This is a genomic window from Micromonospora sp. RTBAU3-60, from assembly GCF_054963695.1.
Window position 1 is genome coordinate 24,402 of the sequence record NZ_JBUEGB010000030.1, and the last position, 19,334, is coordinate 43,735.

The following is a 19,334-nucleotide window of genomic DNA, read 5'->3' on the forward strand; positions in this document are numbered from 1 at the left end:
GCGGACGAGCGCACGAGACAGGGTCAGCGGCGCCGGCCCACCCCGGTGTGTGCCGAGAACGCGTCGGCGATGCGCTGACGCCAGGTCGCATAGGCGGGCACTGCGCCGTCAGCGGGCAGGCCCTCGCGAGCGTGGTCGGTGGCCGCGGCGGCCGTCGCGACGTCCGTGCCGCACAGCACCTCGGTGGCCAGCTGGTTGTGCGGGACGACGAGATCGGCGCGCAGCCGGGCCTGCGCGGCGAACGCGGCGCCCTGGGCCAGCTGACCCCGGTACGGGCCGGCGAGCTCGGCGAGGCATTCCAGCTCTGCGCGGTCGACGCCGCCGGCGTACGTAGCGGCCAAACCGGCGCCGCTGTAGAGGTCCGGCCGGCGCGACTCGGGGAAGGCGGCGAACAGCGCGGCGACCCGCTCCGGGTCGGTGCCGCAGACGAACCAGCTTGCCCGGCCGATCCCCTGGTCGATCACCTGGTTGACGTGCCAGGCCGGGCCGCGTACGACGGCCGGCGCCCGGGGCGCCTGGTACTGCTCGTGGACGTACTGGCGGGTCCTGAAATAGGCCTGGTGGAAGCCGTAGCCGTCGAGCAGCAGCCAGCGCAGCAGCGGATCCGGGGCGTACAGCGTGGACCAGCGGAACTTCGGTAGGCGGGCCATCGCCCAGCCGACACCGACGTAGACCATGTAGACGTGGTCGGCGCCGGGCCCCTCGAGCAGCGACCGCACGTGTCCGCGGCGCCCGGTGGGTAGGCCGTCGAGCACGGCCATGCCCATGCCGGCGCCCTCGTAGGCGAAACCGCGGTACAGCTCGGGCAGGTGTTCGAGCTCCGCCGCGACGTCGGCCGGCCGGCCGGTCGCCGCGGCGGCGCCGTAACCGGTGAGGAAGGACTTGCCGACGGTCTCCAGCCGGTCCACCGCCGCCGCGGACTTGGCGTGGAAGCCGCGCACGGCGACCTTCGTCTCCGAGATGTCCGGCGTCAGGACGCGCCGTCGCAGGTTGTGCCAGGCTGTCATGTCACGGCCTCCGCTGGGGGTGGGAGAGGGCGAGCGCACCGAGGTGGTCGCGGATCTGCTGGCGCCAGGACTCGTAGTCGGGCGGACCGGCCGGGTCGGGCTGGCTCAGGCTGACGTCGTCGGCGAGCGTCGCCGCGGCCGGCACGGTGAGGCCGGTCAGTGTGTGCAACGTCGCCGCCGAGTGCTCCGGCACGAAGCCGGAGAAGTCGCGGGCCTTGGCGGCGAACACGGCACCCTGCGCCAGGTGCTGCCAGTGCTCGCCGGACGCGCGGCGCAGCGCCGTCAGACCGGTCTCGTCGCAGCCGCCGGCGAACGTGGCCGCGAGGCCGACGCCGCTCCACAGGTCGGCGTGCCGCTCGGCGGCGAAGGCGCGCACCGCGGCGTCGACGTGGTGCGGGATGCCGCCGTGGATGAACCACAGCGCCCGCCCGATGCCCTGGTCGACCGCGCGCGGGAAGTAGTCGGCGCGGCCCTGCCACGGATACGGTGCCGGGCGCTGCTGGCGGTCGACCACGTCACCGGTGTCGAAATAGGCGCGGTCGAAGCCATAGCCGTCGACGGCCAGCCAGCTCATGGTCGGGAAGTACGGCGTGCCGGTCAGGTCGGGCAGGACGCCGCGCCATAACGGGCGGGGCAGCCGGGCCATCGCGAAACCGATGCCGATGTAGGTGAGGAAGGTGTGCGGTAAACCCGGTCCGCGCAGTAGCTCCCGGGTGCGGGTGCCGCGGCCGGCGGCCATCGCGTCGCGTACGGTCAGCGCCATCGTCGCGCCCTCGTACGCGAAGCCGCGCAGCTCGGCGTCGACCATGTCGAGCCGGCGCTCCAGCCCCCACTGGTCCTTGAGGTCGATGCCCCACTCGAAGCCGCAGACGACGGCCTGCGGGATGGCCTCGAGGGCGCGGGTGGCGTCGGTGGGGGTGACCGGAAAGCCGCGGCCGGCGAAGCTCACGTCGCCGAACGACGGCGTCAGAACCAACCGGCGCAGTGAACCTAGGACAGTGGACATCGGGGAAGCTCCCTCACGGGATGTGCGGGTGAGACTTCATCGTGTTACGCGATGCCGGGCCTTCGCGTCTCCTGGTGTGCGCCGTGCGCAGCGATACGCTGCCGGGCCCCGATGCGGCGGGCGGCTTCAAAGGACGCCCAGCCGGCGACCTCCACGAGGACCTCGTCGCCGGGCATGTGGCGTCGGAACTCGGCGACCACCTCGTCGCCCACCTGGTGTGATGACACCGCGGTCAGCAGCGCGAGCCGTCCGGCCGCGCGGTCGGCCGGACCGAGCCCGGCGAGCAGGTCCTCGCACCAGGCCGTGGAGATCCCGGTGTCCGCGCCGCGCCAGTTGTCGAGGTGTTCGTGCACCACGGCGCGGACCGCGGGGGTCAGCCACCGCTCGCCGGCCGCGTCGAAGACCGCGGCGGCCCGGGCCATCGCACCGGCGATGCTCGGGCTGCTTGCCGCCCAGGCGGCGTCGGCCGGCACCGGCGCGTCCGGCAGCAGTTCGAGGGAGCGGCCGGGCTCGCGGTGCGCGCGTAGCGTCTCGCGCAGCAGCCGGCCCAGGCCCTGCTTCATCCGCTGCCGCGCCCGCCCGGTGAGGCCCGGTGGGAGCAGGAAGCTGGAGAGGAAGACGTTCACCATCCGGGTCAGGTAGTGCATGGCGGTGACCGTGCCGACGAGCTCCGCGCCCTGCTCGGGGTTGAGCCAGATTGGCACCGGGAGGCCGCCCGGCGACTCCTGCGCGCCGCGCGCCCACTGGCTGATCTCGCGCAGCCGGGGGTCGCGCATGTCGCCGGCACGGTCGGCGGCGAGCTTGTCCGCGTCGTACTCTCCGGCCATTTCGTACATGCTGACCGAGTGCATGTCCACGCAGTACGGGCAAATCGTGGCGACCGCGACGGCCGCCGCGGCGGCCTCCTTCGAGGCGCGGTCAACAGCGCCGCTGACCAGCAGCGGCTCGCGCATGAGCATCCAGTAGGCGGCAAGCGCCCGGGGGGACGGCGAGTGCATGAGCGCCGGCGGGATCACCAGTCGCATCTCGTCCGCCACCTGCTGGTACACCCGGTCGACCAGGCCGCTCGCCGAGAGTGCGGGAACCGGTGTGACATGGCGGACCTGGCGTTGCACGACTGAGGCTGCGACGCGGCTGACGATCATGACGACTCCTTCCGCTTGAGTGGCCAGTATCAGCAGATGGGGGCGTCAAAAGCCCGTGCCTGAGGCGAGGGCAGCAATCCTGAAAAAATATTCGCCCGCGGAGACCTGTGATTGAATATCTCCGGTATCTAATTGCTACTTCAATGTTGCGCTGGCCAAGCTGGTCGGCCCCGCGGGTTGCCCGTCCAACTCGGCCGTGGTTAGCCTGACGAGGAGAATGAACGTGGGGATGCGCTGTTCAAAGCGCATTCTATTGTCCGCCGCACCGGATCGGTTCAAAGGGCCAGAATCGTTCTTTTGCGGCGTGGCTTATGCCTGGGGGAGCCAATAATGCAGGATACGTCGGAAAAGGCAGTGCTGCGCGCCATCGCGACGATGCACGAACGCCTTGGTGAGCAATTGACGGTCGACGACATGGCGCGCGCCGCCATGTTCAGCAAGTTCCACTTCACACGGATGTTCCAGCGGGTCACCGGCGTCTCACCGGGCCGCTTCCTCTCCGCGCTGCGCCTGCAGCGGGCCAAGGAACTGCTGGTCTCGACGCCGATGAATGTCGCCGACATCAGCGTCAGCGTCGGCTACAACAGCGTCGGCACGTTCAGCTCACGGTTCAGCCGGAGCGTCGGCATGTCGCCCACCATTTTCCGGCAGCGCGCCGGCTACGCCAGCGAGATCCGCGCCGACTCCGACGGCGTACGCCTCAGCGACGCGAGCCTCTCCTGCGAGGTGCACCCGGCCGGCCGCGACGAGAACACGCTGACGTTCGTCGGCCTCTTCCCCGAGCGCGTGCCCGAGGGCCGCCCGGTCCGCTGCGCGGTGTTGCGCGAATCGCGGCACTTCACCTTCAACCACGCGCCGCTGGGCCGGTGGTACCTGCTCGCCCAGTCGGTGTCGGCCGACCGGTGCCCGCCTGGGCTGTGCCGCGATCACGCCGACCGGCCGGTCGCCGTCGCCACCGCCGGGCCGATCACCATCCGGCCGGGCAAGTCGATCTCGACCGAGCTGGCGCTGCGGCCGAACCGGGCCCTCGACCCGCCGGTGCTGCTCGCGCTGCTCGACGTCCGCACCTATGCGCTGAGCCGGCTGGCCGAGCAGAGCCGGCCCACCGAGGAATACGGGGTCGTCGCCTGAGCTCTCTCCGCGCCGCCCACTCCGAGGAACCCATGGGGCCCCCGACTAACGGCCCTGCTCGTCGCGCTCGGCGTCCTCACGGTGCGGTATAGGGACGTCCGGGTGCCCGCTATTTTCGGGTTAGGATGGTTTCCGACGATGCCCTACAACTGATTCCCCTGCCTGCAGCAGTGCGTTCTACTATCTACATTCCGGCCACCTCAGCAACGCTCCGACCAGGGCCGCCACGCTAGATCACGGATTGATTCGGGTGATCGGGTAAGTGGCGGCCCGGTGGATTGCATCCGCTCGCGCCCTCCGCTAGCCTCTGGGCAGAGCGACGGACATCACAAAGGCCGCCAGCATTCGGAATTGGCCGGAATGGGCGCAATGGAGCAGGCAATCGAGGTAGCGGTCAAACGCGCGGTGACGACCATGCGCGATAATCTCGGCCAACCTCTAACCATTGATGACATGGCCCGCTCGGCCATGTTCAGCAAATTCCACTTCACTCGAGTTTTCCAGCGGGTCACCGGGATCTCTCCCGGCCGCTTCCTCTCCGCCCTGCGGCTGCAGCACGCCCAGCAATTGCTCGTCTCGACCCCGTTGCGGATAGCCGACATCAGCCAGCGGGTGGGTTACAACAGCGTCGGCACGTTCAGTACCCGATTCAGCCGCAGTGTGGGCATGTCCCCCACCGAATACCGGCTCCAGTCCGGATTCGCCCTGCAGATCGTCGCGGAAACGGACGAGAGCACGGCGGCACCGACCGGCGGTCGCGTCCAATGCCGTATCCGGATGCCGCAGGACGACCAGCCGCGGCTGATTTTCGCCGGCCTTTTCTCCGAGCGCATTCCGCAGGGCCGCCCGGTGCGCTGCGCGGTGCTCGCCGACCCGGAGCACCTCGAGCTCGACGACGTGCCCGCCGGCACGTGGTACCTGCTGGCCCAGTCGGTGCCGGGATCGTGCAGCCACCCGGACGGCTATCAGGCCAAGGTGAACGAGTCGGTGTCGGTAGCCAGCCTCGGTCCGATCACCGTCACGCCCCGCTCGGTGGTCCGCTCCGAACTGGAGTTCAACAGCGCCGGCCTGCTCGACCCGCCGGTCCTGCTGGCCCTCATGGACGTCCGCAAACTGGCGATGGAGATCGTCGCCCAGCGCGCGCAGGCGCCCGTTGCGCTGGCGGCCGGAGCGACAGGTCCCCTCCTCTCAGGCGGCGGCTGGTAGCACCGAAGCCGCAACCGGGAAGTGGACCCGCCCCGGGCGGCTCGGCGACCCTGGTGCCGTGACTATCGCGACCGCACCCACCACGCTGGTCGCCGGCGCCCTGGCTTTCGCCACGCCGGCCTTCCCGGACGAGCGCGGCGTCTTCCGTACGCCGTTCCAGTCGTCGGCGTTCACCTCGGTGATCGGCCGTCCGCTGTTCCCCGTGGCCCAGGTCAACTTCAGCGTCTCGCGCCGCGGCGCGGTACGCGGCCTGCACTACACCGCGACCCCGCCGGGCACCGCGAAATACGTCTACTGCGCGCACGGCCGCGCCCTCGACATCGTCGTCGACCTGCGGGTGGGCTCGCCGACGTTCGGGCAGTACGACGCCGTGGAACTCGACCAGCAGCGGTGCCCGGCGCTGTACTTCCCGCTCGGGGTCGGTCACCTCTTCGTCGCCCTCGAGGACGACACGGTGATGAACTACCTGCTGTCGCTGGAGTACCGGCCGGAGAACGAGCTCGCGCTGGCGCCGTTCGACCCGCAGCTCGCGCTGCCGATCCCGGAGGACATCGATCCCATCCTCTCGCCGCGCGACCGGGCGGCGCCCAGTCTCGCCGAAGCCCTGGACGCCGGCCTGCTCCCGGACTACGCAGCCTGCCGCGCGCTGGAGGAACGGTACAGCGCCTGCCAGTAGTGGCTCCACACCGGAGTGCCGGCCTCGGCGGCGCACTCCCAGCGGTCCCCCGGCGTATAGGCGGAGACGAACCGGCGGGACTGCTTGTGCACGGCCTCGCTGTCGAAGATGTCGATCACCTCGGTCAGCAGTCCCGAGCGCAGCGCCGTGGCCACCTGTTCGGTGCCCTGCGAGTGGTCGTCCAGCGTCTTGTCCAAATATTTGCCGACCGGGCCGTTGACGTAGAACGCGTGACTCCGCTCGTCGATGAGCTTCAGGTAGCCGCGGACCACCTCCGGCTCCATGCAGGCGAACGAGTCGATGTTGATCGCCAGGTCAACGTCGGCCGGGAACGCGTGCACGGCATCGGCGGCCGCGTGAAACGACACCTTGGCAAACTGCGCGGGCTCGAGCACCGCGCGCAGGTACGCGCGGGCCAGCCGCAGCGAGCCCTCCTGCTCCACGATGTGGTACTCCGCGACGTCGTGGTTGGCGATCAGCGCGTGGCACGTACGGCCGTACCCCGCGCCGATCTCGACGATCCGCGCGCCATCCAGCCGCACCCGGTCCGCAAGGAAACCGACCTCCTGCACCGCCCGCAGGTAGTCCATGTCGATCTCGTCGCCCTCGTGCCGGACGGTGATCGGATTGCCGACGTCCCGGTTCCGGGTTCGGCGCAGCCGCTCGCGGTCCAGCGGGCTCAGCCGGCCGCTGACGCGGTACAGCAGCGCTTTGAGGTAACGAACCCCATTGGCCCGCGGATCCCACAGCGTCAACTTGAAGTTGGCGTCACCGGACCGGAATCCGGCCAGAATCTCCGTGTCGTGATCGACAGTCACTGTTACCGACCTCCTGGATGAGCGGAGCCCGAACGGCCCGGCGAACTGGAGTATTCGCCGTTTCCCGGGCGGTTGCGCCTTTGAGAATGCGCACCGCCGGGCCACTCGCGGGAGGGCCGAGCGCACCGCATTTCAGGAGACCTGGGGCGCCGGTCGCCCGCCACATACTGGTGCTCCGGCAGATCCGACTCGACGAACGGACCCGATGGTGAAGGGAATTGTTCTCGCCGGTGGCACCGGTACGCGGCTATACCCGCTCACGCTGGCGACGTCCAAACAGCTGCTGCCCGTCTACGACAAACCGATGCTCTACTACCCGCTCTCGGTGCTCATGCTGGCCGGCATCCGGGACATCCTGATCATCTCGAACCCGGACGTGGTCCCGCACATGCGGCACCTGCTCGGCGACGGGTCTCGGCTGGGCCTGAACGTCAGCTACGCCGAGCAGAAGGAGCCGCGCGGCATCGCCGAGGCGTTCCTGATCGGCGCCGGCCACATCGGGCACGACCGGTCCGCGCTGATCCTCGGCGACAACCTTTTCCACGGCGCCGGCTTCTACAACCTGCTGCAGCGGGAGGCCCACTCGGTCGAGGGCTGCACGCTGTTCGGCTACTCCGTCTCGGACCCCGAGCGATACGGCATCGCCGAGACCGACGCGGACGGCCGGCTGATCTCGATCTCCGAAAAGCCCCGCCGACCGCGCTCCAACCAGGCGATCACCGGCCTTTACTTCTACGACAACGACGTGGTGAGCATCGCCGCCGGCCTGAGCCCGTCGGATCGCGGCGAACTGGAGATCACCGACGTCAACCAGGAGTACCTGCGGCAGCGCCGGGCCGGGCTGGTGCCGCTGAGCCGCGGCTACACCTGGATGGACTGCGGCACGCACGCCAGCCTGCTCGCCGCCAGCCAGTACGTGCAGGTGATCCAGGAGCGGCAGGGGGTGCGGGTGGCCTGCCTCGAGGAGATCGCCCTGCGCATGGGCTTCATCGACGCCGAGACCTGCTACGAGCTCGGCGCCGGCATGCGCCAGTCGGACTACGGCCGCTACCTCACCGAGATCGCCTACGCACTCGATTAAGGACGACGATGGGAAGACTGCTGAGAGCGGCGACCCGCCGCATCGCGCCGGCCCACATCCGGTACGTCCGGCCGGTGCCGCCGGAGACCGCCGCCGAACCGGTCGCGCGGGTCTACCGCCAGGTCGAGGCGGACTTCGGGATGCTGGCCCCGCCGGTGGCGCTGCACGCCCCGGCACCACCGGTGCTCGCCGCGTGCTGGAGCATCCTGCGCGAGACGCTGCTGGTGCCCGGCCGGGCAAGCCGCGCCGACAAAGAGGCGGTCGCCGCGGCCGTCTCGGTGGCCAACCGCTGCCCGTACTGCCTGGACGTGCACGGCGCCGCGCTGACGGGCCTGCTCGCCGGCCCGGACGCCGCCCGCATCGCGGCCGGTGGGACCGACGAGGTGAGCGACCCCCGGCTGCGCGCCCTGGTCCGCTGGGCGCGGACCGGCGAGGGACCGGAGCCGTTCCCACCCGCGCAGCGGCCCGAACTGGCCGGGGTCGCGCTGATCTTCCACTACATAAACCGCATGGTCAACGTGTTCCTGCGGGACTCACCGCTCCCAGCCGTGCCGAGGCCGGCCGAGCGGGTCCTGCGGCGCACCGCGGCGTCGGTGCTGGGCCGGCTCGGCCGGGTCCAGGTCGCGGCGGGCTCGTCGCTGGACCTGCTGCCCGACGCCGGCCCGCTGGAGGGCACCGCCTGGGCCGCGACCGTGCCGCACATCGCCCAGGCCTTGAACCGCGGCGGTGCCGCCATCGCCGCCGCCGGCGAACGAAGCGTCCCGACCCGCGTGCGGGAACTCGTCGAGGCCCGGCTGGACGACCCGGACTTCGAGGGGCCCGGCATCAGCGCCCGCGCGTGGCTGGACGGGACGGTCCGGCCGTTGCCTCCGGCGGATCGACCGGCCGCGCGGGTGGCAATGCTGACCGCGTACGCGTCCTACCGAATCACCCCGGAACTGGTCGCGCAGTGTCGCTCGGACGACGCGCAGCTCATCGAACTGACCGCCTGGGCGGCGTTCGCCGCGGCCCGTCGGACCGCCGGCCGGCTCGAGCCGCATGAGGGCAAGCGAGGAGATGTGAGCCCGCCCGTCTGACTGCCACGCTCATCCCGATGGCTGAGCTGTTCGCAGCCAGGGAGCGCTGGTCCCGTTCGGTGACCCCGCCGACGTGTCCGAGGCCGTGCTGTTCCCTCCTATCGTCCCGCTCGGCGTATCTCACCGGCCAGGACCTCCGTGGAGGACGGCCCGCTCGGTTCCGTCCCGATGACCCAGATGCCCGGCTGACCCACCAAGCAGCCGAATCGCACAGAGAAAGGGTGGATCCACCGATGGGGAAGAAACCACGCCGGGCGCTGGTGCTCGGCGGCAGCTACGCCGGCCTGTTCGCCGCGCGAGTGCTGACTGAGCAGTACGACGAGGTCCTGATCGTCGATCGGGACAAGCTGGTCGGTGAGCGGGGACCGCGCCGCGGCCGCCCGCAAGGCAAGCACATCAACGCCATGCACGTCCGCGGCCTGCAGGTGACCGAGGAGCTGTTCCCCGGCTTCATCGAGGAGCTCATCGCGGACGGCTGCCCGACCGGCGACTACGCCGGCTCGTGCCGCTGGTACTTCAACGGCAAGCCGCTGGTCCGCGAGGACATCGGCTACATCGCGGTGCCGGCCACGGCCCCGCTGATGGAACGACACCTCCGGGAGCGCGTCGAGCAGCTGCCCCGCGTGCGGTTCGTCGAACGCCGCGACATCGTTGGGCTGGAGGCCACGCCGGACCGTTCGCGGATCACCGGCGCCCGGCTGCGCGATCTGGACAACGACCGGGACGAGGTGATCGAGGCCGATCTGGTCGTCGACGCCACCGGGCGCGGCTCGCGGACCCCGGCGATGCTGGAGCGGTTCGGCTACGAGCGGGTTCCCGAGGAGCGCATCAAGATCAACCTCGGGTACGTGACGCAGCACTACGAACTGGACGACGACCCGTGGGACGGCGACCTGGCCATCATCCCGGTGGCGTTCCCCGCCTCGCCGCGCGGCGCGATCTTCACCCAGACCGACCACGGCAAGGTGGAGCTCACCACCTACGGCCTGCTCGGCGACCACCCGCCGACCGACCAGGAGGGCTTCTACGACTTCATCCGGTCGTTGGCGATCCCGGATATCGCCGACGCCCTCAAGTCGGCCCGCCCGATCGACGAGCCCGTCCCCTTCCACTACCCGGTCACGTTGCGCCGGCGCTACGAGCGGATGTCCCGACTGCCGGCCGGTCTGCTGGTCACCGGCGACGCGGTCACCAGTTTCAACCCGGTGTACGCGCAGGGCATGACGGTGGCCGCGGTCGCCGCCCTGACGATCCGCCGTCACCTGAGCCGGCACGGCGAGCCCGACCCGGCCGCGTACTTCCGGGACCTGGCCCGCGACTGCATCGATGCGCCGTGGGAGATGACCACGACGGTCGACCTGAACTTCCCGGACGTGCCCGGCCACCGTTCCCTCAAGATGCGCATGGTGCAGCGGTACCTGCGGCTCGTGCAGGCGGCGGCGACCCGCGACCCGAAGGTCACCACGGCGTACCTACGGGCCGCGGGCATGGTCGACACCCCGCAGTCGCTGATGCGCCCCGCGACGCTGTGGCGCGTGCTGCGCGGCGCTTTCGCGCGGACCTCCCCCACCGACCGGCCGCGTCAGCCGACCCTCGCCCAGTCGAGCTGAGCCCCGCCGGTCCGGACCGGGCCCGTCGTGCATCCCCCCGCACGACGGGCCCTCTCTGTGCGGGCGTCTCCTGTCCGCAGCACGAGACGTGCCCCCGCCGTTGGCGGGGGCACGTCCGGGAGGGGGCAGCGCACGATGTGCACTACCCAGGCCGCCGGTCTACTCCGCGCGTGCCCGCCGGTGAAAGAGCACGATGCAAGTTGCTCCGCGCACCGTTCTTTTCACAATTGAAGGGAAATGACGGCAAAGAGGCGGCGATGACACCTACGATGCGGGACTGGCTCTTCGCCGGTATCTACCTGGCGCCCTGCCGCTTCGCGAACGCGGAGGCATTCGTCTCCGGTGTCGAGCCCTACCTGCCCCTGGACGACGTCGTACCGGTCGGGGTGGCGACCGACATGCTGCGCCGGGCCGCCGCATCGCTGGACGGCGACGGCGGCTGCGCGGACGACGTCACCGCGGCCCGCCAGCTCACCGCGGCCCAGCTTCGTGAGCTGGCGGATGCCCCACTGATGCTCGGCAGCAGCGGGACGGAGCACGCGGTGATCGCCGCGGCTGGGCCGCTGCGCGACCGGCTCACCGCGGCCGGCGTGGACGTGGCCGCGATGACCGTCACGGTCGGGTCGGTCTTCCCGGAGCCGTACGCCGCGTCGGAGCGCGCGTCCATCTCGCTCGGCGCGTCGCAGGCCGCCCGGCATCAGCTTGAGTCCGGTGTCTATCTGCGACTGCCCCGGCTGCGCCCGTTCCTGAGCATCACCCACGCCGCGCGCGGGCTGGTGCACGCCGCCGCAGCCGCGGGGTCGGACGGGTCCGACCGGGGCCTCGAGCAAGGGCTCGCCGAGGTGCTCGGGCTCTGCTACGCGGCGGCCACGGTCGTGCCGCGCACGGTGTTGCGGTCGATCCTCATCCATGACCGGCACCGCGCCGCACCGTCGTGGCCGGGCGTCCGCTCCGGGCACCTCCGGCAGGCCGCGCTGCTCTACCGCGAATTCGGCATCGCCGGCCTGGCCGCACTGGTCTCCGGCGGACGGCGCCGCATCGCCGAGGCCGAGGTGGCCATTCTGACCGGCCGGCACCGTGAGCTCGACCTGCCGCGCGGGCCGGGCGACGAGGTCACCACCTGGCTGCTCGACCACCTCTGCGGCGGGCTGTTGCCGTCCTATCTGGTCTCCCCGCTCGATCTGGTGCTGCTGGACGCCGTCCAGGACGGCGCCAACGTCGCCGACGTGTGTGCCGCCGCCGGGGTGCCGGTGTCGGTCGGCACTGCCCGGCTCGAGCGGCTGAGCGCCTCGACGGCGCTGTTCGCGCTGTCCGGCGGGGTGGTGGCGTCCTCGATCCTGCCCCGATATCGGGAGGCCGAGCAGCAGTCCGGTCAGCCGGTGCTGCGCTGGCTGGCCGGGTGACGACGCCGGGCCGGGAGCGTGCCGGACGGATCAGCACGGGCCGTCCGCCAGAAGGCGCCCATCAGCGTTCCGGGGTCCACAGGTCGGGGGCGGTCCAGCCGTCCAGGTCGTACTCGGCCAGGCACTGCTCGGCGAAGGCCTTGTAGCCGTCGATCAGCCCGGTCGCGGTCTGCGCGTGTAACAGCTCGACCCGGGTGTTCTCGTGGTTGCCGGCGTAGTTGCGCTCGTAGAGCTCGTGCCGGCCACCGAACTCGGTGCCGGTCGCGTCCCAGAGCAGCTTCATCACCTTGACCCGCTGCTCGGCGTCGGAGCCGTCCGAGCCGCGCAGGTACCGATCGAGGTAGGGCCGGATCTCCGGGTTGCGGAAGTCGTCGGCGCTGGAGTTCACGTAGATGAGCCCGCTGGCCACGTCCTGCTGGATGATCTCCTTGACCCGCGGGTAGCCGATCTGCATGAACCAGCGGTACGCCATGCCGTACTGCGGGTTGGGCAGCAGCGCGCCGTTCTTCCACTGCACCGGGTTGCGGGCGGCGGCGTCCGAGAGGCCCCAGAACAGATTGCGCCACGCGAGCACCTCGCCGAGCCGGCTCTGCACCCCGCGGAAGTCCTTGGTGCCGGTCAGCTCCAGGGCCTTGGCGAGCAGGCCGGCGAGGAACTCGAGCTTGACCGCGAGCCGGGTGCAGCCGTGGAAGGTGAACCGCTCGGAGAAGCCGGACTGGCCGGCGAACATCTGCACCTTGCCGAGATTTCCGTACACGAACACGCTCTCCCACGGCACCAGCACCTGGTCGAGCACCAGGATGGTGTCGTTCTCGTCGAGCCGGGACGAGAGCGGGTAATCGAACGGCGTGCCGACCGCAGCCGCGTTCGCCCCGTACGACGGACGGCAGATCAGCTTCACCCCGGGCGCGCCCATCGGCACGGTGGCGATCAGCGCGAACTCCTTCTTGCGGATCGGCAGGCCGAAGTGGGCGATGAAGTTGTAGTGGCTCAGCGCCGACCCGGTGGCGACCACCTTGGCGCCGCTGACGATCAGACCGGCGTCCGTCTCCCGTTCGACCCGGATGTAGACGTCGGCCACCTGGTCCGGCGGCCGGTTGCGGTCCACCGGCGGGTGCACGATGGCGTGGTTCCAGAAGAGCACCTTCTCCTGCGACTCCTGGTACCAGCGTTCGGCGTTGTCGCTGTACGGCGCGTAGAAGCCGGCGTTGGCCCCGAGCGTGCCGAGGAACGACGCCTTGTAGTCGGGGCTGCGCCCCATCCAGCCGTAGCTCATCCGCGCCCAGGCCGCGATGGCGCGCTGGTCGGCGATCATGTCGTCGACGGTGTGCGGGGTGCGGAAGAACGGGTGGGTGAAGCCGCCCGAGCCGGTGTCGGTGGGCGCGGTCAGCACGTCACGGTGGGCCGGGTCGTGCAGCGCGTCGTACAGCCGGGCGGTCATCCGCACCGGGTTGCGGAAGGCCGGGTGGGTGGTGACGTCCTTGACCCGCTCGCCGTAGAGGAACACCTCACGGCCGTCGCGCAGGCTCTCGACGTACTCCTCCCCGGTCAGCGGCCGGGTCATCGCCCTGCTCCGCCTCGCCGGGCGAGCGGGGCGGTCGCACCGTGGATCAGCTGGAGGCCGCCGTCCGCACGCTGCCATGCGACGAGCCCGGGCGCCATGGCCCGGGCTCGTTCGATCAACTCGGTCGGGGCGGAAGGGGGTGCCGGCGGCGTGACGCCCGGCTCACCCACGTTCGAGATGACGGTCATGCCGACAGCCTCACACCGGGGTGGTCGGCACGGCATCTCCGCCGATGCTCAGCGACGGGCGGCCACGGTGGCCGACCGGCTCAGGGCACGATCTCCATCTGCGCCATCATGCCGATGCTGGAGTGCTCGAGGAAGTGGCAGTGGTAGACGTAGCGCCCCACGTAGTCGGTAAAGGTCGCCTGCAGCCGCACCGAGGTGCCGGCCGGCACCCGTACGGTGTCCTTGAGCCCCGCGTCGTCCGGGGTCATCGGCGTGCCGGTGCGGCTCAGCACCCGGAACTGCGTCAGGTGCAGGTGGAAGTTGTGGGCGATGCCGGCCTCGACGTCGTCGTTGTAGACGGTCCAGATCTCGGTGGTGCCGCGCTTGATGGTGAAATCGACCCGGTTCGGGTCGAACTGCTGGTCGTTGATCATAGGGCGCGGTTCTTCGCTGCTGAAATCGAACCGGAGGTGCACCTCACGCTGCTGGGTGGCCGCGGGCAACGCGGGCAGCGGCCGCAACCGGAGCGGAAGCTTGCTGCGGTCGGTGCCGGTGAAGCCCACGTCGAAACGCAGCACCGGCCCCTTGTCGGCGTCGCTGAGGACCACCGACGTGCCTACCGGCAGGCCGGTGAAATCGACGACCAGGTCCGCCCGCTCGCCCGAGCTGAGGGAGACCGAGGTGCGGGCCACCGGCGCGGGCAGCAGGCCGCCGTCCGAGCCGATCTGCCACATCTGCCCCTTGTCGAGGCTCAGCGTGTAGGTGCCCTCGTTGGTCGCGTTGAGGACACGGAACCGGTACTTGCGGGCGGCGACCGGGAAGAACGGCTTGACCTTCCCGTTGACCACGACGTTGTTGCGGTCGGTCGGGAAGCCCCAGATCAGCGAGCCGTCGGCGTCCAGCTCGACGTCGGTGAGCATGATCGGCACGTCGTACGAGCCGGTCGGCAGCCCCAGGTCCCTCTCGGCCGGGTCGTCGATGAGGTAGAAGCCGTGCAGCCCGCGGTAGGTGTGCTCGGCCTCGTCGCCGTGCACGTGGTCGTGGTACCAGAGCGTGGCCCCGCGCTGCTTGTTCGGGTAGTAGTAGGTCCTGGCGGCGCCCGGCAGGATCATGTCCATCGGGTGCCCGTCGTCGATCGCCTTCACGTGACCGCCGTGCAGGTGCACGTTGGTGTGCGTGTCGAGCTGGTTGCGGTAGGTCACCTTGACCGGCCGGCCGGTGCAGCCGCGGATGGTCGGGCCGACCCAGCCACCGCCGAAGGTGAGCGCCTCGGTGGTCAGGCCCGGCACCAGCTCGAGCTGAGCGGGCCGCACCGCGATCTCGTACTCGTCGTATTCCGCCGTCTGCCGGATCGGCGCCGCGACCGGTGGCACCGGCATGCGCGTCTGGAACGGCGCGACAGTGAGCGGCGCCCCCTTGCGCGGCGTGGCCCCGGCCGGGCCGTGCGCATGTTTGTGGGCCGCAGTGGATGTGGCCGGCTCGGTGGTGGTGGCGGCCGCCCCCCGGGAAAGCAGCACCGCGCCCGCCACCGATCCGCCCGCAACCAGGATCGCCCGTCTTCTCATCGCTATTTCCCCCCCACTCGGTTTGTGAGCGGGATTCTATGTTCGCAAATCGCGGCCTAATATCTTCCAGATTGCTTTCCTGCGGGAATAGGCTCCACGGTGACCGGCACGCCATTGAAGACCGCATTGCCGGAGGGCACGTCCACCGCACCGCCGGTCAGTTCGTTCACGTTGACCCCGGCCCGGTCCGCGGCCACCCGTTGTCCGGTGCGCCGGTGCCCCCACCCGTGCGGCAGGCTCACCACCCCCGGCATGATCGTGTCGGTCGGCTCCAGCTCCACCTCCAGCTCGCCCGAGGCCGAGCTGATCCGGGCCCGCCCGCCGAGCCCGAGCCGGGCCACGTCGTCCGGGTGGATCTGCAGCGTGCAGCGGTTGGTGCCGCCGGTCAACGCGGGCACGTTGTGCATCCAGCTGTTGTTCGAGCGCAGGTGCCGGCGCCCGATCAGCACCATCGGCGCGGGCGGGCGGCTCATCGCGGCGCGCAGCCGGCCGGTGTCCTCGGCGAGCGGCTCGGGGGCGAGTTCGACCCGCGCGGACGGCGTCTTGAGGATCTCGGGCAACCGAGGTTCGAGCGGGCCCAGGTCGATGCCGTTTGGGTAGTCGAGCAGCTTCTTGCGGGTCAGGCCGTACGGGCCCATCCGCAGCATGGCGTCGAGCAGCAGATCCGGTCCGTCGTCGCCGTCCAGTTCGGCGCGGGTCGTCACCGGGATGGCCGACAGCAGTTGGCTCAGCATCTGCTCGGGCAGCCCGGACGGGTCGGCCTGCGCGCCCAGTCCCATCGCGATCAGTGTGAGCCGCTCCAAAATCTCGGCCTCGCTGCGCTGCTCGGGGCCGAGTGGCAGCACCGCCGGCGAGTACCGGGCATAGTTGCGCACCTGGATGGTGGAGATGAGGAAGTCGTAGTGCGGCATCTGGAGGGTGCGCGGCGGCGGCAGGATCACGTGGGCGTGCCGGGTGGTCTCGTTCAGATAGGGGTCGACCGCCACCATGAACTCGAGGCCGTCCAGCGCACGGTCGAGCCGGCCGCCGTCCGGGGTGGACAGCACCGGGTTGCCGGCGATGGTGACCAGAGCCCGCACCTGACCGGGACCGGGCTGCTCGATCTCGTCGACCATGGTGGCGGCCGGGAACTCGCCGAGCGTCTCGGGGAAGCCGCGCACCCGGCTGTGCCAGCGCCCGGCGGTGAACGGCTCGGGGCTCTTGTGCACCTCGGCGGTGGCCGGCTTGGCGTACATCACCCCGCCGGCCCGGTCGAAGTTGCCGGTCAGCACATTGAGCACGTCCACCAACCACTGCGCGAGGGTGCCGAACTCGGCGGTGCAGGTGCCGATGCGGGCGTAGACGGCGGCGGTGGGCGCGGCGGCCAACTCCCGGGCGAGCCGCCGGATCGTCTCCGCCTCGACGCCGCAGAACGGGGCCACCAGCTCGGGCGTGAACGGGGCGGCCAGCTCGCGCAGCCGGTCGAGGCCGGCCACCGGCACCCGGATCGTGACCCGGTCCTCGGCCAGCATCGTGTGCACCATGGCGAACAGCAGCGCCGGGTCGCTGCCGGGCCGCACGAACACGTGCTCGTCGGCCAGCTCGGCGGTCCGGGTGCGTCGCGGGTCGATCACCACGATCCGCCCGCCGCGCTCGCGCAGCCGCCGCATCCGCCCGGGGAAGTCCGGCGCGGCGCAGAGCGAGCCGTTGGACACCGCCGGGTTGGCGCCGATGATCAGCAGGTGGTCGGTGCGGTCGAGGTCGGGCACCGCCACCGCCCACGGGTCGCCGGTCATCAGCCCGGACGCCACGTGCTTGGGCATCTGGTCGACGGTGCTCGCCGAGAACACGTTGCGGGTGCCCAGCGCCATGGCCAGCGGGCCTCGATAGAGGATGCCGGCCATGGTGTGGAAGGTCGGGTTGCCGTAGTAGAGCGCCAGCGCCTCCCGCCCGTGCTCGGCGATGACCCTGTCCAGGCCGCGGGCCACGATCGCGAACGCCTCGTCCCAGTCGGCCCGGCGCCACGACTCGCCCTCGCGCACCATCGGGCCGGTGAGCCGGTCCGGGTCCTCGTCGAGGCGGCCCAGGGTGGCGCCCTTCGGACACATGTAGCCCTTGGAGAACGGGTCGTCCTTGTCGCCGGTCACCGACGTGACGCGATCGCCGTCGAGGGTCAGGCGCAGGCCGCAAACGGCCTCACAGAGCGGGCAGGTGCGATACGCGGTCCGCGTGCCGGTCACGAATCTCTCCTTGTCAGTGCAGGCTGACGCCGGCGTCGCCGAGGGCCTTGAGTACCGTGCCGCGCTCGAGCTCGGCGGCGACGAGTTCGAGCTCGTCGGCCATGTAGCGGTCGTCGTCGAGGGTGGGCACCAGCGACCGGATGGTGTCGTAGGTGATCCGGCCGGCCGGGCTGAGCCGGTCCCGGCGGCCGGAGACGTCCACGGCCTGCGCGGCGGCGAGGAACTCCAGGGCGAGAATGATGTTGTTGTTGCGCAGCACGCGCCGGCAGTTGCGGGTGGCGATCAGGCCCATGCTGACCACGTCCTGGTTGTCGCCGTTGGACGGGACGCTCTGGGTGCTGGCCGGGCTGATCGTGCGGTTCTCCGCGATGAGCGCGGTGGCCGGGTACTGCGCGCCGGCGAAGCCGCTGTTGAGGCCGGGCTCGCCCTTGATCAGGAACTCCGGCAGGCCGTAGCTGAGGTGCCGGTTGAGCAGCCGGTTGCTGCGCCGTTCGGAGAGCACGCCGAGCTGGGTGAGCGCGATGGTCAGGAAGTCCATCACGAAGGCGACCGGCTGGCCGTGGAAGTTCGCGCCGTGGAAGATCTCCTTGCCGGGGAAGAACAGCGGGTTGTCGTTGGCCGAGTTGAGCTCGATCTCGAGCTTGAGCCGGGTGTGCGACAGGGTGTCCCGCACCGCGCCGATGACCTGCGGGATGGCCCGCAGCGAGTACGCCTTCTGCAGATAGACCTCGGAGCGGTAGACGTTCCCGCCGTTGCCGTTGCCGTTCTCCTTGCTGGCTGCCACCTGCTTGCGCAGGTCGGCGTGCTCGACGGTGAGCTTGCTGCCGGCCATCAGCGTGCGCATGTTGGCGGCGCTGGCGATCTGCCCCGCGTGCGGCCGGGCGATGTCGTGGCCCTCCGGCTGGAACGGGCTCATCGATCCCTGCAGCGTCTCGATGACCAGCGCGGCGGCGATCTCGGCGTGCCGGGCCTGGGCCAGCGCGTACTCGGCCAGCAGGGCGCCTACCCCGGTCATCGCCGAGGTGCCGTTGATCAGGGCGAGGCCCTCCTTGAAACGCAGCCGCAGCGGCTCGATGCCGAGCGAGCGCAGCACCGGGCCGGTCGGCGTCTTGACGCCGTCGCGCAGCAGGTAGCCCTCGCCGATCAGCGTGCTGGCGATGTGTGCGAGCGGGGCCAGGTCTCCGCTGGCGCCGAGCGAGCCGATCTCCGGTACGGCTGGGGTGAGGCCCTCGTTGAGGTAGAGGGCGAGGCGCTCGAGCACTTCGGGCCGCACCGCGGAGTGCCCCTTGGCCAGCGCGTTCAGCCGGGCGGCGACCACGGCGCGCGCCTCCGCCTCGGCGAACAGGGGGCCGACGCCGGCGCTGTGGCTGCGGACCAGGTTGGTCTGAAGCTCCGTCTCCTTGGCGGTGTCGACCAGCATGTAGATCATCTCGCCGTAGCCGGTCGTCACCCCGTACACCGGGATGTTCTGGCGGACGGTCTCCTCGAACTGCTCACGGCTCGCGGCGGCGCGGCTGAGCACCTGCGGGCCGAGGACGACCGGCACGTGCTCCTCGGCAACCTGGCGCACCCGCGGCACGTCGAGCGTCTCGCCGTCCAACTCGACTCGGACATCGGTTTCCACCGTGGTCATGTGCAGCTCCCGATTAGGTGTGATGAC

Annotated in this window: 15 protein-coding genes; 7 read left to right on the forward strand and 8 right to left on the reverse strand. The window is 70.8% G+C overall.

The annotated features are described in order from the left end of the window. Positions 1-23 precede the first annotated feature (23 nt). From ACY34I_RS25335 to ACY34I_RS25345, 3 genes are read right to left on the reverse strand one after another with little or no spacing between them, the layout of a single operon-like run. Positions 24-1,007 carry a DUF1702 family protein gene (locus tag ACY34I_RS25335; RefSeq protein ID WP_462757515.1) on the reverse strand — a complete coding sequence of 328 codons (984 nt, stop codon included), beginning with the start codon at positions 1,005-1,007 and terminating at the stop codon, positions 24-26. 1 nt (position 1,008) lies between these two features. After that, on the reverse strand, positions 1,009-2,013 hold the full coding sequence (locus ACY34I_RS25340) for a DUF1702 family protein (RefSeq protein WP_462757516.1): 1,005 nt from the start codon (positions 2,011-2,013) through the stop codon (positions 1,009-1,011). Positions 2,014-2,057: 44 nt separating this feature from the next. Continuing rightward, entirely contained in the window at positions 2,058-3,158 is a 1,101-nt protein-coding gene (locus tag ACY34I_RS25345; RefSeq protein WP_462757517.1) for a carboxymuconolactone decarboxylase family protein, read from the reverse strand. A gap of 330 nt (positions 3,159-3,488) precedes the next feature. On the opposite strand from ACY34I_RS25345, the gene ACY34I_RS25350 reads away from it, so the two are divergent. The 3 genes from ACY34I_RS25350 to ACY34I_RS25360 all read left to right on the forward strand — a co-directional run bounded on the left by ACY34I_RS25350 (position 3,489) and on the right by ACY34I_RS25360 (position 6,171). Further along, on the forward strand, positions 3,489-4,289 hold the full coding sequence (locus tag ACY34I_RS25350) for a helix-turn-helix domain-containing protein (RefSeq protein WP_462757518.1): 801 nt from the start codon (positions 3,489-3,491) through the stop codon (positions 4,287-4,289). Between the two features lie 369 nt (positions 4,290-4,658). Further along, the gene (locus tag ACY34I_RS25355) at positions 4,659-5,495 is read left to right on the forward strand and encodes an AraC family transcriptional regulator (RefSeq protein ID WP_462757519.1); all 837 of its coding nucleotides are present in this window, start codon (positions 4,659-4,661) and stop codon (positions 5,493-5,495) included. 58 nt (positions 5,496-5,553) lie between these two features. Further along, entirely contained in the window at positions 5,554-6,171 is a 618-nt protein-coding gene (locus ACY34I_RS25360) for a dTDP-4-dehydrorhamnose 3,5-epimerase family protein (protein WP_462757520.1), read from the forward strand. On the opposite strand, the gene ACY34I_RS25365 is transcribed toward ACY34I_RS25360, so the two are convergent. Beyond that, positions 6,123-6,989 carry a putative sugar O-methyltransferase gene (locus ACY34I_RS25365; protein WP_462757521.1) on the reverse strand — a complete coding sequence of 289 codons (867 nt, stop codon included), beginning with the start codon at positions 6,987-6,989 and terminating at the stop codon, positions 6,123-6,125. The two genes, ACY34I_RS25360 and ACY34I_RS25365, sit on opposite strands and share 49 nt — an antisense overlap. A 208-nt stretch (positions 6,990-7,197) precedes the next feature. Between ACY34I_RS25365 and rfbA the strand changes: the two genes are divergently transcribed. The 4 genes from rfbA to ACY34I_RS25385 all read left to right on the forward strand — a co-directional run bounded on the left by rfbA (position 7,198) and on the right by ACY34I_RS25385 (position 12,159). Next, positions 7,198-8,070, forward strand: coding sequence for a glucose-1-phosphate thymidylyltransferase RfbA (gene rfbA / locus ACY34I_RS25370; protein ID WP_148801228.1), 873 nt, complete (start codon positions 7,198-7,200; stop codon positions 8,068-8,070). A gap of 8 nt (positions 8,071-8,078) precedes the next feature. After that, entirely contained in the window at positions 8,079-9,146 is a 1,068-nt protein-coding gene (locus ACY34I_RS25375) for a carboxymuconolactone decarboxylase family protein (protein ID WP_462757522.1), read from the forward strand. A gap of 233 nt (positions 9,147-9,379) precedes the next feature. Continuing rightward, positions 9,380-10,756 (forward strand): FAD-dependent oxidoreductase, encoded by a 1,377-nt coding sequence (locus ACY34I_RS25380; protein ID WP_462757523.1) that lies wholly within the window; start codon positions 9,380-9,382, stop codon positions 10,754-10,756. A 257-nt stretch (positions 10,757-11,013) separates the two neighbouring features. Further along, positions 11,014-12,159: a hypothetical protein gene (locus ACY34I_RS25385; protein ID WP_462757524.1), complete on the forward strand. Its 1,146-nt coding sequence runs from the start codon at positions 11,014-11,016 to the stop codon at positions 12,157-12,159. 61 nt (positions 12,160-12,220) lie between these two features. On the opposite strand, the gene ACY34I_RS25390 is transcribed toward ACY34I_RS25385, so the two are convergent. The 4 genes from ACY34I_RS25390 to cmdF all read right to left on the reverse strand — a co-directional run bounded on the left by ACY34I_RS25390 (position 12,221) and on the right by cmdF (position 19,307). Further along, complete coding sequence (locus ACY34I_RS25390; RefSeq protein ID WP_148801202.1) at positions 12,221-13,723, reverse strand: 4-hydroxyphenylacetate 3-hydroxylase family protein; 1,503 nt, start codon at positions 13,721-13,723, stop codon at positions 12,221-12,223. A 268-nt stretch (positions 13,724-13,991) separates the two neighbouring features. After that, positions 13,992-15,455 (reverse strand): multicopper oxidase family protein, encoded by a 1,464-nt coding sequence (locus ACY34I_RS25395; RefSeq protein WP_462757525.1) that lies wholly within the window; start codon positions 15,453-15,455, stop codon positions 13,992-13,994. Positions 15,456-15,511: 56 nt separating this feature from the next. After that, complete coding sequence (locus ACY34I_RS25400; protein ID WP_462757526.1) at positions 15,512-17,674, reverse strand: molybdopterin oxidoreductase family protein; 2,163 nt, start codon at positions 17,672-17,674, stop codon at positions 15,512-15,514. A gap of 13 nt (positions 17,675-17,687) precedes the next feature. After that, positions 17,688-19,307, reverse strand: coding sequence for a tyrosine 2,3-aminomutase (gene cmdF / locus ACY34I_RS25405; RefSeq protein WP_462757527.1), 1,620 nt, complete (start codon positions 19,305-19,307; stop codon positions 17,688-17,690). Between the last annotated feature and the right edge of the window lie 27 nt (positions 19,308-19,334).

What these genes read in the sequence shown, in the direction of transcription:
- ACY34I_RS25335 (WP_462757515.1), bottom strand. Translation starts at nt 1,007, where the DNA reads ATGACAGCCTGGCACAACCTGCGACGGCGCGTCCTGACGCCGGACATC.
- ACY34I_RS25340 (WP_462757516.1), bottom strand. Translation starts at nt 2,013, where the DNA reads ATGTCCACTGTCCTAGGTTCACTGCGCCGGTTGGTTCTGACGCCGTCG.
- ACY34I_RS25345 (WP_462757517.1), bottom strand. Translation starts at nt 3,158, where the DNA reads ATGATCGTCAGCCGCGTCGCAGCCTCAGTCGTGCAACGCCAGGTCCGC.
- ACY34I_RS25350 (WP_462757518.1), top strand. Translation starts at nt 3,489, where the DNA reads ATGCAGGATACGTCGGAAAAGGCAGTGCTGCGCGCCATCGCGACGATG.
- ACY34I_RS25355 (WP_462757519.1), top strand. Translation starts at nt 4,659, where the DNA reads ATGGAGCAGGCAATCGAGGTAGCGGTCAAACGCGCGGTGACGACCATG.
- ACY34I_RS25375 (WP_462757522.1), top strand. Translation starts at nt 8,079, where the DNA reads ATGGGAAGACTGCTGAGAGCGGCGACCCGCCGCATCGCGCCGGCCCAC.
- ACY34I_RS25380 (WP_462757523.1), top strand. Translation starts at nt 9,380, where the DNA reads ATGGGGAAGAAACCACGCCGGGCGCTGGTGCTCGGCGGCAGCTACGCC.
- ACY34I_RS25385 (WP_462757524.1), top strand. Translation starts at nt 11,014, where the DNA reads ATGACACCTACGATGCGGGACTGGCTCTTCGCCGGTATCTACCTGGCG.
- ACY34I_RS25390 (WP_148801202.1), bottom strand. Translation starts at nt 13,723, where the DNA reads ATGACCCGGCCGCTGACCGGGGAGGAGTACGTCGAGAGCCTGCGCGAC.
- ACY34I_RS25395 (WP_462757525.1), bottom strand. Translation starts at nt 15,455, where the DNA reads ATGAGAAGACGGGCGATCCTGGTTGCGGGCGGATCGGTGGCGGGCGCG.
- cmdF (WP_462757527.1), bottom strand. Translation starts at nt 19,307, where the DNA reads ATGACCACGGTGGAAACCGATGTCCGAGTCGAGTTGGACGGCGAGACG.